13 protein-coding genes and 1 tRNA gene are annotated in these 13,733 nt (G+C 70.2%); 5 read left to right on the forward strand and 9 right to left on the reverse strand.

Annotated elements, in window-relative coordinates; genetic code table 11:
• The first annotated feature begins 51 nt into the window (after positions 1-51).
• Positions 52-624: a hypothetical protein gene (locus ACFVWW_RS17235; RefSeq protein WP_386878690.1), complete on the forward strand. Its 573-nt coding sequence runs from the start codon at positions 52-54 to the stop codon at positions 622-624.
• 183 nt (positions 625-807) lie between these two features.
• Here the strand turns inward: ACFVWW_RS17235 and ACFVWW_RS17240 are convergent, their stop codons facing one another.
• Positions 808-1,974, reverse strand: coding sequence for a nuclear transport factor 2 family protein (locus ACFVWW_RS17240; RefSeq protein WP_386878689.1), 1,167 nt, complete (start codon positions 1,972-1,974; stop codon positions 808-810).
• A gap of 86 nt (positions 1,975-2,060) precedes the next feature.
• Between ACFVWW_RS17240 and ACFVWW_RS17245 the strand changes: the two genes are divergently transcribed.
• The 3 genes from ACFVWW_RS17245 (at position 2,061) to ACFVWW_RS17255 (ending at position 4,428) form a co-directional block, all read left to right on the forward strand.
• Positions 2,061-3,071 carry a LysR family transcriptional regulator gene (locus ACFVWW_RS17245; RefSeq protein WP_386878688.1) on the forward strand — a complete coding sequence of 337 codons (1,011 nt, stop codon included), beginning with the start codon at positions 2,061-2,063 and terminating at the stop codon, positions 3,069-3,071.
• 37 nt (positions 3,072-3,108) lie between these two features.
• A complete protein-coding gene (locus ACFVWW_RS17250) occupies positions 3,109-4,110 on the forward strand; it encodes an NAD(P)/FAD-dependent oxidoreductase (protein WP_386878687.1) in 1,002 nt (333 codons plus the stop codon).
• 90 nt (positions 4,111-4,200) lie between these two features.
• The gene (locus ACFVWW_RS17255; RefSeq protein WP_386878686.1) at positions 4,201-4,428 is read left to right on the forward strand and encodes a hypothetical protein; all 228 of its coding nucleotides are present in this window, start codon (positions 4,201-4,203) and stop codon (positions 4,426-4,428) included.
• An 11-nt stretch (positions 4,429-4,439) separates the two neighbouring features.
• Here ACFVWW_RS17255 and ACFVWW_RS17260 read toward each other — a convergent pair.
• From ACFVWW_RS17260 to galU, 7 genes are all read right to left on the reverse strand, one after another.
• Positions 4,440-4,513 (reverse strand) — tRNA-Ala (locus tag ACFVWW_RS17260).
• Between the two features lie 59 nt (positions 4,514-4,572).
• On the reverse strand, positions 4,573-5,724 hold the full coding sequence (gene glpR, locus ACFVWW_RS17265; protein WP_386878685.1) for a gephyrin-like molybdotransferase receptor GlpR: 1,152 nt from the start codon (positions 5,722-5,724) through the stop codon (positions 4,573-4,575).
• Positions 5,725-5,866: 142 nt separating this feature from the next.
• Positions 5,867-6,487, reverse strand: a complete 621-nt coding sequence (locus ACFVWW_RS17270) for a GNAT family N-acetyltransferase (protein WP_384179004.1) — start codon at positions 6,485-6,487, stop codon at positions 5,867-5,869.
• Complete coding sequence (locus ACFVWW_RS17275; protein ID WP_386878684.1) at positions 6,484-7,086, reverse strand: molybdenum cofactor biosynthesis protein B; 603 nt, start codon at positions 7,084-7,086, stop codon at positions 6,484-6,486. The genes ACFVWW_RS17270 and ACFVWW_RS17275 overlap by 4 nt, the downstream gene beginning before the upstream one ends.
• On the reverse strand, positions 7,083-7,661 hold the full coding sequence (gene moaC / locus ACFVWW_RS17280) for a cyclic pyranopterin monophosphate synthase MoaC (RefSeq protein ID WP_386878683.1): 579 nt from the start codon (positions 7,659-7,661) through the stop codon (positions 7,083-7,085). Before moaC ends, ACFVWW_RS17275 begins: the two co-directional genes overlap by 4 nt.
• Before the next feature lie 72 nt (positions 7,662-7,733).
• A complete protein-coding gene (gene glp, locus ACFVWW_RS17285; protein WP_386878682.1) occupies positions 7,734-9,068 on the reverse strand; it encodes a gephyrin-like molybdotransferase Glp in 1,335 nt (444 codons plus the stop codon).
• Between the two features lie 4 nt (positions 9,069-9,072).
• The gene (gene galU, locus ACFVWW_RS17290) at positions 9,073-9,975 is read right to left on the reverse strand and encodes a UTP--glucose-1-phosphate uridylyltransferase GalU (protein WP_384178996.1); all 903 of its coding nucleotides are present in this window, start codon (positions 9,973-9,975) and stop codon (positions 9,073-9,075) included.
• A gap of 105 nt (positions 9,976-10,080) precedes the next feature.
• Here galU and ACFVWW_RS17295 point away from each other — a divergent pair, with 105 nt between their 5' ends.
• Positions 10,081-10,689, forward strand: a complete 609-nt coding sequence (locus tag ACFVWW_RS17295; RefSeq protein WP_386878681.1) for a 5-formyltetrahydrofolate cyclo-ligase — start codon at positions 10,081-10,083, stop codon at positions 10,687-10,689.
• A gap of 46 nt (positions 10,690-10,735) precedes the next feature.
• Here the strand turns inward: ACFVWW_RS17295 and ACFVWW_RS17300 are convergent, their stop codons facing one another.
• Positions 10,736-13,558, reverse strand: coding sequence for a penicillin acylase family protein (locus ACFVWW_RS17300; RefSeq protein WP_386878680.1), 2,823 nt, complete (start codon positions 13,556-13,558; stop codon positions 10,736-10,738).
• Positions 13,559-13,733: the final 175 nt, after the last annotated feature.

Genomic DNA, 13,733 nt, shown 5'->3' on the forward strand with positions numbered 1-13,733 from the left:
ATGAGGTGGCAAGCGCGAAGGCACCGCGGCTCGGTGCTCGCGGGTGGGCTGGTGCTCGGGCTGACGCTCGCGGCATGTGGCGGCGGCGACAAGGAAGAGACGATCAAGAAGACGGTGCCGGCGACAGAGGTGTGCGGCGGCTTGTCGCCCAAGGCCGCGCAGGCATTGGAGCAGGTCTCGGAGACGCAGCGATTCGAGTATCGCTCCTACGGAACGGCGGAGATGCTGAAGGATCTCCTGCACGATCCCGACCTCGACGGCGGCGGGGAGCAGACCGACTGCGTGATCGAACCGGACGTGGCCGATCCCGACGAGAGTCCGTCGAAGATGACCGTGTTGTTCGAAGAGGTCGAGAGGCTTCCGCTCCCTCAACCCGAGGAAGTCGCACTGGCACGCCTTCCGGTCGGACTGCGGGCATACGGCGACTCCGGCAGTGCCGAGCTGTGGTTCGCCTGTGAGGTGCCGGGAGTCGGAAGGCCGATCGTCTACGCGCGCCTCGTCTATGGGCCCCGGCCGCGCGAGAAGAGCCCCAAAGAGGCGAACATCCGGGTCCTCCAGGACCTCTCGCGGCGGCAAGCCCTCGCGATGGGCTGTCCCGATGCGGGGGGCATCCCGAGTGTCTGACGTAAGTCGGGCAGCCCCTGAGCCGGCACGTTCCGAGTAACTGGAGATCGACACGTCGCGAGACCGCAGGAGCCTGCCTCCCCACGCCTGCGGTCCCCGCGGCTTCCCGGCGGCCGGGCGGGCTGACTTTCACACAAGCAGGATCTCGTGAGCCATTCCGGGCAAGGATCGCTTCCCGCTCTCTCAGGAGTGGCGGTGATAGGCCTTGTTGGCGATGCGCCAGCCGTCGTCGGTGCGGACCAGCAAGAAGACGTCAGTGAACATGTCCGCGCCGTGCGAGAGCGTCATGGTGGCGGTCGCGACGGTGCCGTGGACATCTATGGCGTCGATACGGCGGGTGCGGGTCGCTTCGTCCGGTGCCGGCCGGCCCTTAAAGAGGGTGCGGTACTCGTCCAGGCGCCAGGAGACGAATGCGCCGTCCCGGATCCCTTCGATGTGGGCGGTGGGAAGGAACGCGTCGCGGAAGTGGGCGGGGTCGCCGGTGGCGTGTCCGCGGATGTAAGCGCGGAGCGGTTCGAGCACGGCGTCCTCCACGGCGGGGACCGTGGCAGCGACGGCGATATCGGCCTCAAGGGCAGCAGGAGCGTCGGCCAAACCCGTTGCGCTGCGCAAGGGGGTGTCCGACGCGGCGGCCAGCAAAGCCATGTCCTTGTCCAGCGCACCGATCGTGAATTCGGCCGTGGCAGCGGTTGGCTCACCGAGGAGGAAGGGTCGCTTGCGGGCCACGAGCCCGCCGAGCTGGCCGAGTTCAAGGACGTCCAGCGTCTGGGCACGGGGCAGGCCGAGGGCGTGGGCCTGCCGCAGTGAGTCACGCAGCGCGAGGACGGCGCCTGCGAGGCTGTTGTTGGCGATCAGCTTCAGCGCGGCGGCGGTGGAGGCGTCGTCCACCTGCCGGACGGTGCCCAGCGTTTCCAGCACCGGTCGGACTCGGTCGAGTGCGTCCGGGTCGGCGGCGGCGAGGATCCGCAAGGCACCGGCGGCGGCGGCCGGCACCGAGCCGAGCACGGGCGCGTGAACGTAGGACGGGCCGAGTTGCCGGGCCAGATTGGACGCTTCCGCGGGGGCGATGGTGCTGGTGTTGAGCACGATCGTGCCCGTTCGCAGTGAGTCACGAATCTCGTCGAGGACCTGCTGGCAGGCCGGGCCGTCGAACAGTGCCAGGAGTACGAGGTCGGCCCGCGCCACGGCCTCGTTCGGGTCGTCGGTCATCTTGACGGTGCCTGATGTGCGCCCTGAGCGGGTCCAGCCGACGACGTCCCAGTCCTGGGCGGCCAGTCGTGTCGCGATGGCGCCGCCCATGCGCCCCAGACCGAGGACGGCGATCGTGTGCGGTGTGGTCATGCGCGCCATGGTGGTGCACCTCGACAGGTGCGACAAGCGCAGATCTCGCAAGCCGTCTCTGCGGAACTCGCATACCGTCCGGGCATACTGTCGCCATGGATTTGACTGTGTGGCGGGCCTTCGTGACCGTGTGCCGGGTCGGATCGCTGTCGGCGGCGGCAGCCGAGTTGAATCACACACAGTCGGCCGTCTCCCGGCAGATCGCCGGTCTGGAGCGGCAACTCGGCGTCTCTCTGGTGGAGCGCCATGCGCGTGGTGTGCGCCCGACGCCGGCCGGTGAGGTATTCCGGCACCATGCCCTGGCCACGCTCAACGAGGCCGACCGCGCCGTTCGCGCGGCACGAGAATTTCACGACGGGGTGTGTGATCGGCCCCTGGCCATCGGAGCGACGCCGTCTCTCGCCGCGGGGATCGTCCCTGAGGCCGTCCAGAGCCTGCTGAAACAGGGCGGATCCATCAGGTGGAGCCTGCTCCCCGGTCTCAGCGCACAACTCCACAGCCGTGTGAGCGCCGGCGATCTCGACATCGCTTTCGTCACCGACGCTCCGCCGGGGCTGGCGGTCGACCCGCGGGTCGAACGCCGGTTCCTCGGACTGGACGAGATGGTCGTCGTCCTGCCCGCCGGCCATCCGCAGGCCGGGCGCGGGCCGGTGCGCATTCAGGCGCTGGCCGACCAGACCTGGGCCGAGGACAACGACGGCTCTGCGGCGCTCCTGCACCAGCACGCCGCCCGCGCCGGAGTCAGCGCCCGCATCGACCTCACCGCGGCCGATCTACCCGGCAAGCTTGCCCTGGTCGCTACCGGTCACGCGATCGCGTTGATCCCCGGAGTGCTGACGTGCGCGCTGCGGGCCGATGTCACCACGGTCGGCCTTGTGGACCCCCCGACCCGCGGCATCTACGCGATCACACCGCGCCGTGACCCCCACCCCCGCGCAGCTCCCCTGCTCGAACTACTCGCCACAGCCTTCGCCTCGGTCCGTCCGGCCCGGGCTGCGCACCCAGACCTCCCAACGAGCCCCGGAAACGACGAAATCCCGCCTCTCGTTTACGGGCAGTGGTCGGTCAGCGGGCTCGGCCCACCAGGCCGCGCGGGCGGACGCTAGGGTCGTGAACGTGTTGAGCTCATCGGTGAGTAGGGACTTGGTCGTCGTCGGCGCCGGCATTGTCGGCGCATCGGTGGCTTATCACGCCGCCCGGGCGGGCGCCGCGGTGACGTTGGTCGACGCCGGGCGGCCTGGCGCCGGCGTGACGGCGGACTCGTTCGCCTGGGTCGGAGCTTCTGGCGTGCGTGAAGGTCCGGCCGCCGGGCTGCGGGCCACCACAACGGCGGAGTACCACCGACTCGGGGCCGAGTTGCCGGGACTCCCGGTGACCTGGTCCGGCTCGCTGATCTGGAACAGGGAGGACAGTGCGCCGGACGCCGGGCCCGGGCAGACGATCGTGGACGCGGCCACCGTGGCGACGCTCGAACCCAACCTTCGGCAGCCTCCGGAGTGGGCTGTCTGGGCGCCGGGGGACGGCGCTGTTGACTCGGTGGGCGTGACCGAGCGGCTGGTCGCGGGCGCTCGCACCCATGGAGCCCGGGTAAATCTGGACACGCCGGTTACCGCGGTCCGCCGGGATACAGCAGGCCGGATTGCCGGGGTTGAGACGACAGCGGGCCCCCTCTCCGGTGCGACGGTGGTGCTGGCGGCCGGAGTTGCCACGGCCGCGCTGGGCGCACCGCTCGGCGTGCGCGTCCCGGTCGAACCGTCGCCGTCGCCGCTGTTCCGGCTCAGCGCCCCGGCCGGTCTGGTCCGCACCGTGGTCAACACCGAGGACTTCGATCTTCGGCAGGTCGCCCCGGACCGGCTGATCGCCGCCGCGGACTCGCCCGAACGGACCCTTGCCGCCGTCCGGTCCACTTTCCATGGCGCCGGGAGCGTCGAGCTGCTCAGCACTCGACTCGGCGTGCGCCCAATGCCGGCCGACGGTGAGCCGATCGTCGGCCCGGTCGCCGAGGTCCCCGGCCTCTACTTGGCGGTGATGCACTCGGCGGTCACGCTCGCCCCGGCCGTGGGCCGCCTGGTCGCACGGGAGTTGGTCGACGGAACCGTTGAGCCGGCTCTGTCGGGTTGCCGCCCGGATCGCTTCTCGTGGTGAGGCACTCCTTGCGCTCGTGCGATGCCGCTCTTCTTTATGCCGTAGGTCCCACGGCCTTCACCTCCCGGCCCTGACCTGCAAGGGGGCTCCGTGAACTGGCTCACCGAACGGGCTGGCCCCGACGAACTCACCGACACCGACTTCGACGCCACCGGCCCACTGCCCCCGCTCAGCAACCCGGCCGTCGTGCTGCCGAAGGTAAGCACCGGGCGCCATCCTGCGCACCCAGACCTCCCGACCAGCCCAGAAACGACGAAATCCCGCCCGATCAAAGTGATCGGACGGGATTTCGTGATCCGTTTACGAGCTAACTCGTGAACGGCTTGTTGTGGACCTGAGGGGATTTGAACCCCTGACCCCCTCGATGCGAACGAGGTGCGCTACCAGTCTGCGCCACAGGCCCTTGCAACGAGTGAAACCTTAGCACTCCCGCCGCCGTGCTCGGAAATCCGTTAGGGCTGGTCACTCGTTGGCGGCGCGGGGGCGGTCGCCTTCGTCGTACTGGTCGAAGAGGGGGGTTCTGCCGTGGTCGCGGGTGCGGCGGGGTGGGGGGGTGCGCTGGGGTGGGGGGGCTTCGGCGGTGGGCTCGGCCGTGGAGGAGCGGGCCGCGCTCCAGGTTTCCGGGTCGCCGACCTCGACGCCGCTGGTGGCGCGGGGGGCGACCGGGGCGGTGACGTACGTCGGCAGCGGGACCGGGACCGGTTCCCAGCTGTCGCCGCGTGCCGGGCCGCGCTGGCGCTGCTGGTCCACCCACTCCGCGTGGTCGGTCTGCTCGACCAGGGCGCGCCGGCCGGCCTCCTGGGGGGAGACCGTGGGGGCCGGCTCCGGCTCGGGGCAGGGTTCGGGCTCCTCGTCCGGCTCGCCGGCGGGGGCCGAAGCGGGCTGGTGGCGGCGCGGGCGGTTCTCGCGGAGGCGCTGGGCGGCGGCCTCGGCCCTGCGCCGGTCCATGGTGAACGCGAAGCGCCGTCGCTCCTGGGCGCGCAGATGCACGATGTACACGCTGAGGAGGACAGCCGGGGCCGCCGGCGCCCAGAGGAGGCCGAGGCCGCCGACCGCCGCGACGACCGCGCCGAGCGTGAAGGCGAGGAAGAGGACCACGGTGGTACGCCGCCGGCGCGCGAGGACCTGCGAGCGCTGCGCGCGCCGGGCGCGTTCCGCCGCGGCGTTCGACGCCGCGCGCGCCGCCGCGCCCGACGGGCGCGCGCGCCGCTCGGGCTCGGGGCGGGCCGGGGCCGGGGCCGGGGCCGGACGGGGCACGCGACGGGACGGCGCGGACGCGGGCCTGGCCGGTGCCGGAACGTCGGCGCGGATGTCCATCCGGGCTTCCGTACGGGCCGGGGGCGCGGCGAAGGACCGGACGTCGACGGAGCTCATCGACTCCGTGCCGGCGTCCGGTGCGACGTCGGACCCCGCCTCCTCGGTGACGCGCCCCTGAAGCTCCTTGGCGTAACGGCGCTCCATGGCCGCCCTTCCGGACAGCAGCCGGATGGCGGTGCTGAAGCGTTCCGTCGGACGTGCCTCGTTGAGCTCGTCCTGCCTGCGGAGCCACATCGGCACCAAGTAGGCGGCCCAGGCCCCGACGATGACTGCGTAGATGAGGCCGCTGCTGCTCACGGTTCACACCGTAGAGGGGTTCGCGCGAGGGCATCCGCCAATTGAGTCGGTGTGTCGCACGATCGGGCTGATATCCCGGACTTTTTTTGTGATTGTTCAGATCAGTTCATGGCTATATGCCGATCAATATCGAACACATATTTCATTTTCTTGTTCCGGGTCTCGCCCGGCGCCAGCGGCGGAGCAGTCCGTCCGGCACCTCTTCGGCCGTGAGCACGAAGACGAGATGGTCCCGCCACGCTCCGTCGATGTGGAGATAGCGGGGGCGCAGCCCCTCCTCGCGGAATCCGAGTTTCTCGACGACCCGGCGGCTGGGCCCGTTCTCCGGGCGGATACAGATCTCGACGCGGTGCAGACCGACCATCCGGAAGCAGTGATCGACGGCGAGGGCGACGGCGGTCGGCATGACGCCGCGGCCGGCGACCTCACGGTCCACCCAGTAGCCGACATGCCCCGAGCACATCGAGCCCCAGGTGATCCCCGCGACCGTCAGCTGGCCGACGAGCCGCCCCCGGTACTCGATGACGAAGGGCAGCATCCGGCCGGCGTTGGCCTCGGCGCGCAGATGGCGGACCATCTGCCGGTAGGTGGGGCGCTGGGCGACCGGGCCGCCCGGGGCCGCCGGCGGAATCGTCGCCTCCCAGGGGCGCAGCCAGTCGCGGTTGCGCCGGTTCACCTCACGCCACGCGCGCTGGTCGCGCAGCCTTATGGGGCGGAGGGTGACATCGCCGTCCACCAGCATCACGGGCCAGGCCGGGTTCATCCGGAGGTACGGGCGTGATCGCCGCCGTGGATCTGGTCCACGGCATGGACGAGCAGCCGGCCGAGCACGGCGAGACCGTCGCGTACCCCGCCGGTCGAGCCCGGCAGATTCACGATCAGGGTCCGCCCCGACACACCCGCCAGGCCCCGGGAGAGCGCGGCGGTGGGGACCTTTACGAGGCCTCCGGCGCGGATCGCCTCCGGAATGCCCGGGATCTCGTAGTCGAGAACGCGCCGGGTGGCGTCCGGGGTGCGGTCCGTGGGCGAGATGCCCGTGCCGCCGGTGGTGAGGATGACGTCGTAGGCGTCGGCGACGCCCTCGCGCAGTGCCTGCTCGACCGGGTCTCCGTCGGGGACGACCTTCGGTCCTTCGACCGTGAAGCCGAGCGCGGTGAGGCCGTCGACCAGGATCGGACCGCCCGTGTCGGCGTAGACACCGGCGGCGGCGCGGTTGGACGCGGTGACGACCAGGGCGCGGTACGGCTCCGAGCCGCCCCCGGGTCGAGCACTCACGGGCCGACCACCCTCGGGCAGACCACCCCCGGGCCGATCACCCCCTGGCCGACCGCTCGCGGCCCCGTCGCTCGTGGGAGCGCTCATGCGGCACCCCCGTCCGGCGCGGGCGTCTGCGGCGTACGGGCCCCCGGCGCAGGAACCTCCGGCCGTGACCAGTCTCCCGACGCGCCGCCGGTCTTCTCCTCGACCCGTACGTCCGTGATGACCGCGGCCTTGTCGACCGCCTTCACCATGTCGATGACGGTGAGCGCGGCCACCGAGACGGCGGTCAGTGCCTCCATCTCGACGCCCGTACGGTCCGTGGTCTTCACCGTCGCCAGGATCTCGACGGCGTCGTCCGCGACCGAGAGGTCGAGAGTGACGCCCGAGACGGCGAGCGGATGGCAGAGCGGAATCAGGTCGGGGGTCCGCTTGGCGCCCATGATGCCCGCGATACGGGCGGTGGCGAGGGCGTCCCCCTTGGGCACTCCCCCGCCCCTGAGCAGTTCGACGACGCGCGGTGAGACCAGCACCCGGCCACTGGCGCGGGCGGTGCGCGCGGTGACGTCCTTCGCCGAGACGTCGACCATACGGGCCGCACCCGCCTCGTCGATATGCGTCAGGCCGCCTTGCTGAGGGGGTGGTGGTCCGGGGGTCTCCCCCCGGGAAAACACAGTCATTCGCTGTGGCGCTCCCAATCCGGGCCCGACAGGGCCTGTGTGGGCAGACACGGTACCGCCACCGCACGGCGATCAGCCGATCAGGACCACGTCGAGTTCCGTGCCGGGGTCGACCGAGGTGGACTCCTCGGGGATGACGATCAGCGCGTCGGCGTGGGCGAGGGCGGCCACGAGATGGGAGCCGGAGCCGCCGACCGGGGTGATGGCGCCCGCCTCCGCGTCATACGTACCGCGCAGGAACTGGCGGCGGCCGGCTGGGGACGACAGCGGTTTGTCCGCCACCAGCGTGGCGCGGACGGTCGGGCGGTGGACGTCCTCCAGACCCATCAGGGTGCGGATCGCGGGCCGGACGAACAGCTCGAAAGAGACGTACGACGAGACCGGATTGCCCGGGAGGGCGAGCAGCGGAGTGTGTTCCCGGCCGATCGAGCCGAAGCCCTGCGGCTTGCCGGGCTGCATCGCGAGCTTGCGGAAGTCGATACCGCTGCCAGCCTCGTCCTCGTCGCCGACGGAGGAGAGCGCCTCCTTGACGACGTCGTACGCCCCGACGCTGACGCCGCCCGTGGTGACGACCATGTCGGCGCGGATCAGCTGGTCCTCGATGGTGGCGCGCAGCGTGTCCGCGTCATCGGTGACAGCGCCGACCCGGTAGGCGATGGCGCCCGCGTCCCGGGCCGCCGCGGTGAGCGCGAAGCTGTTGGAGTCGTAGATCTGGCCCTCGCCCAGCTGCTCGCCGGGCTGGACCAGTTCGCTGCCGGTGGACAGGACGACCACGCGGGGGCGCGGGTGCACCCGTACCGTGCCGCGGCCGATGGCGGCCAGCAGCCCGATCTGCGGCGGCCCCAGGACCGTACCCGCCTCCAGCGCGAGGTCACCGGCCTGCACATCGCTGCCGCGCGCGCGGACATGGCCGCGGGCCTCGACCGAGCGGTACACCCGCACCTCGCCGCTCGCGCCGTCGGGACCTTCGCCGGCCGGGCGCATGGTGGTGGCCGCGCCGCCGCCCGTACCGCCGTCGGTCCACTCGACCGGGACGACGGCCTCGGCACCGGGCGGCAGCGGGGCGCCGGTCATGATCCTGGCGGCCTCGCCGGGGCCGACGCGGGGCAGCGAGCCGCTGCCCGCGGCGACATCACCGACGACGGTCAGCGAGGCGGGGAACTCCTCGGTGGCGCCCGCGACATCGGCCGTACGGACCGCGTAACCGTCCATGGAACTGTTGTCGAACGGCGGCAGCGCCACCGGCACCGTGACGTCCTCGACGAGGACGCAGCCCTGGGCGTCCGGCAGTTGCAGCTCGATGGGGTCGAGCGGCCGGACCGCGGCCAGGATGTCCGCGAGATGCTCATCCACCGACCAGAGCTGCTCCTGGCCGGTGGCCGGTGCCGATTCTGCCGTACCGCTCAAGGCGCTACATCTCCTCGCTGACGTAACTGCGGAGCCAGGCCCGGAAGTCCGGGCCCAGGTCTTCACGTTCGCATGCGAGTCTGACAATGGCACGCAGATAGTCGCCGCGGTCGCCTGTGTCATAGCGGCGGCCCTTGAAAACGACGCCGTGGACGGGTCCGCCGACCTCCTCGTCCGCCGACAGCTGCTGAAGGGCGTCGGTGAGCTGGATCTCACCTCCGCGGCCCGGCTCGGTCTTGCGCAGTATCTCGAAGACGGCCGGGTCCAGGACATAGCGGCCGATGATCGCGTAGTTGCTGGGCGCGTCGGCGGCGTCGGGCTTCTCGACCAGGTCGTGCACCTTGACCACGTCGGCGTCGCCGGTGGGCTCGACCGCGGCGCAGCCGTAGAGATGGATCTGCGCGGGGTCGACCTCCATCAGCGCGACGACGCTGCCGCCCTCACGCTCCTGGATCTCGACCATGCGGGCCAGCAGGGGATCGCGCGGGTCGATCAGGTCGTCGCCCAGCAGGACCGCGAACGGCTGGTCGCCGACGTGCGGTGCGGCGCAGAGGACGGCGTGGCCGAGCCCTCTGGGGTCTCCCTGACGCACGTAGTGCATGGTGGCGAGGTCGCTGGACTCCTGGACCTTCGCGAGGCGTTCGGTGTCTCCCTTGCGGGTGAGCGCCTCTTCGAGCTCGTAGTTCCGGTCGAAGTGGTCCTCAAGAGGGCGCTTGTTGCGGCCGGTGACCATGAGGACGTCGGAGAGCCCGGCGGTCACCGCCTCTTCGACCACGTACTGGATCGCGGGCTTGTCCACGACCGGCAGCATCTCTTTGGGCGTGGCCTTGGTGGCGGGCAGGAACCGGGTGCCGAGGCCTGCGGCGGGGATGACAGCCTTGGTGATCCTGGGGGGCGACTGAGTCATGCGGAGCACAATATCGGTCTCGTATGGGCGGAAGATGATGCTCCGGTTAACTTTCGACTCATACAAACACATACGAGAGGTTTGTGATGTCCGGTGAGTGAGGACATGCGCGGAAAAGCAGCCGTACGAAGTGAACTCCTCGCCGCGAGACGCCTGCTGTCCAGTGAAGACGCGCGGAAGGCCGCCGCGGTTCTGGCGCGACGCGCATTGGATCTTCCGGAACTGGCCCGGGCCCGTACCGTCGCCGCCTACGTCTCCGTAGGAAGCGAGCCCGGCACGCGCGCGTTGCTCGACACCCTGCGCGCGCGGGGCGTACGGGTACTGCTGCCGGTGCTGATGGCGGACAACGATCTCGACTGGGCGGTGTACGCGGGGGCGGAACGTCTGGTGCGCGCGGGACGGGGCCTGCTGGAGCCCGACGGTACGCGGCTCGGCGCGGACGCCGTGCTGGACGCGGAGGTCGTGCTGCTGCCCGGCCTCGCGGTGGACGGGCGCGGGATGCGGCTGGGCCGGGGCGGTGGCTCGTACGACCGGGTCCTCGGCCGGCTGGCCCGCGCCGGGGCGGCGCCCGCGCTGGCCGTCCTGCTGTACGAGAACGAGGTGGTCGCGCGGGTTCCTGAGGAGCCGCACGACCACCCCGTACAGGCAGTGGTGACACCGGAGGGCGTCAGGCGCTTCGACGCCCCGGCCGGACGCCGTCAGCACCAGGGCTGACGGCGTCCGCAGCCGGGACGGACGCGGCGCGGCGCCGTCAGCGTGTTTACGGTGTGAGCGTCAGGGTGTCGGTCGTGCCGCGTTCCACCACGTTGACGCTGTAGGACCAGTCGAGCAGCTCGCCCTTGGCCCACTTGTCCGTCTGGTCGGTGTAGTGCGCGCTGTACGCGTGCCCCGAGGCGCCCGTCAGGTTGATCCACCGGGACTTGTCCCAGTCACCCACATTGACGACCATGCGCATCGACGGAACCCAGATGACCTCGTAGCCGCCCGCGGCGTTCCAGCCCGTCGCGTCGACCGTGGCCTCGCCGCCGCCCAGATTCCACGGGCCGCGGTTGAGCATGAACTGCAGGAAGCCGGGTCCTTCGGTACCGAGGGTCTGGTTCTTCAGCGTCAGCTGGTGCAGCCGGCCCCAGTTCCAGCTGGAGATGTCCTTGCCGAGCTTGGCGGTCAGCTCCCAGCGGGCGTCCACCATGGCGCGCTCGAGCAGCCCGTCACGGGTCTTGATGTCGTCGTCACCGCCCTTGCCCGGGGTGCTCCACCACGCGTTGTCCTCGTCCTTGATGATCTTCCGTACGACCTCGTACCAGCGGTCACCGCCGTCCGGCTGGGCCGAATCCGGGTCGCGCTGACCGCACTCGCGCACCACCTTGTCGAGATCGTCCACCGGCCCGGTGCTGTCGGCGGTGAGGACATTGAGGCACTCGCCCTTGACCCGCACCTCCTTGGGCAGCTTGTTGCCGAAGGCGAGCTTGAGGACATTGCGCCAGACCGCGTTGAAGTAGGCGGCGGCCGCCGAGTCGGGTTCCTGCGTGCCGTCCCAGCCTTCGAGGAGCTTCTGCGCCTCGCGGATGGCGGGGTCCGAGACATCGATCTTGAGCAGATAGGGCATCAGGACCGTGGCGATCTGGCTGCTGTTGTCCATCTGCATGGTCTGCATGTCGTCGGTCGAGATCTTCCCGCCGTCCTTGATCTTCGACTCGATCAGGTCGTTGATCCGCTGGCTGCGGGCGCCGTAGCCCCAGTCCTCGGTCAGCGGGTACGGGTAGGTGTCGGCGTCTATGACGGCCTGGTTGGCGGTGACGATGTAGCCGCGCTTCGGGTTGTACTCGTACGGCAGCTCATCGAAGGGGATGTACCCCTTCCACTTGTACTTCGGATCCCAGCCGGGAGCCGGCATCCTGCCGTCGAACCCGTCGGCGCGGACCGGGATCTTCCCCGGCGCCTGGTAGCCGATGTTGCCCTTGGTGTCGGCGTAGATGAGGTTCTGCGAGGGGACCTCGAAGTGCTCGGCGGCCTTGCGGAAGCCGGTGAAGTCCTTGGCCTTGTTGAGCTCGAAGACCGCGTCCATGGACTTGCCGGGCTGTAGCGCGGTCCACTGGAGCGAGACGGCGTAGCCGTCGCCGCGGTCGGGCGCGACATCGCCGACCGGGGCCTTGTCGCCGACCTTCTCCAGCTCGCCGTCGCGGTCGGAGACCACAGGGCCGCGGTCGGTGGAGCGGACGGTGATCTTCCTGGCGGGCGCCCCCGCGATCTTGATGGTCTCCTCGCGGGTCTTGAACCGCTTCTGGCCGTCGCCGTACTGGTAGGAGTCGCCGTCGACCTTCTCCAGATAGAGATCGGTCACATCGGCGCCGAGGTTGGTGAAGCCCCAGGCGATGTCCTGGTTGTGGCCGATGATCACGCCCGGCATCCCGGAGAAGGTGTAGCCGGCGACGTCGTACTGGCAGGTCGCCGAGACGCTGCGGCAGTGCAGACCCATCTGGTACCAGAGCGAGGGCAGCTGGGGCGCGAGATGCGGGTCATTGGCGAGCAGCGGCTTGTTCGTGGTCGTGTACTTGCCGGAGACGACCCAGGAATTGGAGCCGATGCCGTTGCCGCTCGGGCCGAGCAGCGCGGGGATGTCGTCGAGGGTGTCGGAGAGGGCGTCGAGCCGGGAGTCCAGGCTCTCGGCGGCGCCGGCCGGGCTGTTCGTGCCTATGGCGTTACCGATGCCGGTTCCGCCGGTCCCGGTGCCCGTGTTTCCGGTGCCGGTGCCGGTACCCGTACCCAGACCGGTCCCGGCGCCCGTGCCGTCCACCGCCTGGCCGCCGGGCTCGGCGTCGGGGTCGTACTTCCCGGTGATGGGGTCGATGCCGCCCTCGGCGACGATCGGCTTGTTCCTGTCGTACGGATACGACGGGTACAGGTCCTCGATCTGGTTCTTGCTCAGCCGGCTGGTCAGCAGCGAGCGGTCGATCTCGTCCTGCATGTTGCCGCGCAGGTCCCAGGCCATGGCCTTGAGCCAGGCCACCGAGTCGACGGGGGTCCACTTCGCGGGCTTGTAGTCGTTCGTGAAGTTCAGCGCGGCGTACTCGACCGAGAGGTCCTTGCCGTCCTTGCCCTGGAGATAGGCGTTGACGCCGTCCGCGTACGACTGGAGGTTCTTCTTGGTCTCCGCCGACAGCATCGTGTCGTACTCGCGCTGAGCCACCCCGCGCCAGTCGAGGGTGCGCAGGAAGGCGTCGGTCTTGACCTGGCCGGGACCGAACATCTCGGAGAGCCGGCCGGAGGTCATATGGCGCCGGACATCCATCTCCCAGAAACGGTCCTGCGCCTGGACATAGCCCTGGGCGCGGAACAGGTCCTGGTCGCTGTTGGCGTAGATCTGGGGGACGCCGTAGCTGTCGCGTCTGACGTCCACGCGGCCTGAAAGGCCCTTGAGCTCGATCGTCCCGGTGGTCTGGGGCAAGGAGGCACGGACCGTGCTGACGCCCCAGTACGTGCCGTAGCCGATACCCGCGACAAGCGCCAGCACCAGGACGATCACGATCAGACGGGCGCGTCGCCCCTTCTTTTTGGTGGAAGGGGGGGCTGTGTTGGCGGGCATCGCTGTCCTTCGAGGGGCAGGGTGGTCCTGGGAATGCTGGAGCAACCATAGGCGCAGCCGTTCCCCGCCCCCGACGCGGTGTCATGTTGTGCGACTCATCGGACGATCACACAGGGCTCGTACTGGCACTCGACGGCGTCAAGAAAACGTTAAAGATTAGGTAAGGTAACGAAAG

Origin of the sequence: Streptomyces sp. NPDC058198 (assembly GCF_042882605.1) — a bacterium.
In the GTDB taxonomy this organism is placed as follows: Bacteria; Actinomycetota; Actinomycetes; order Streptomycetales; family Streptomycetaceae; genus Streptomyces.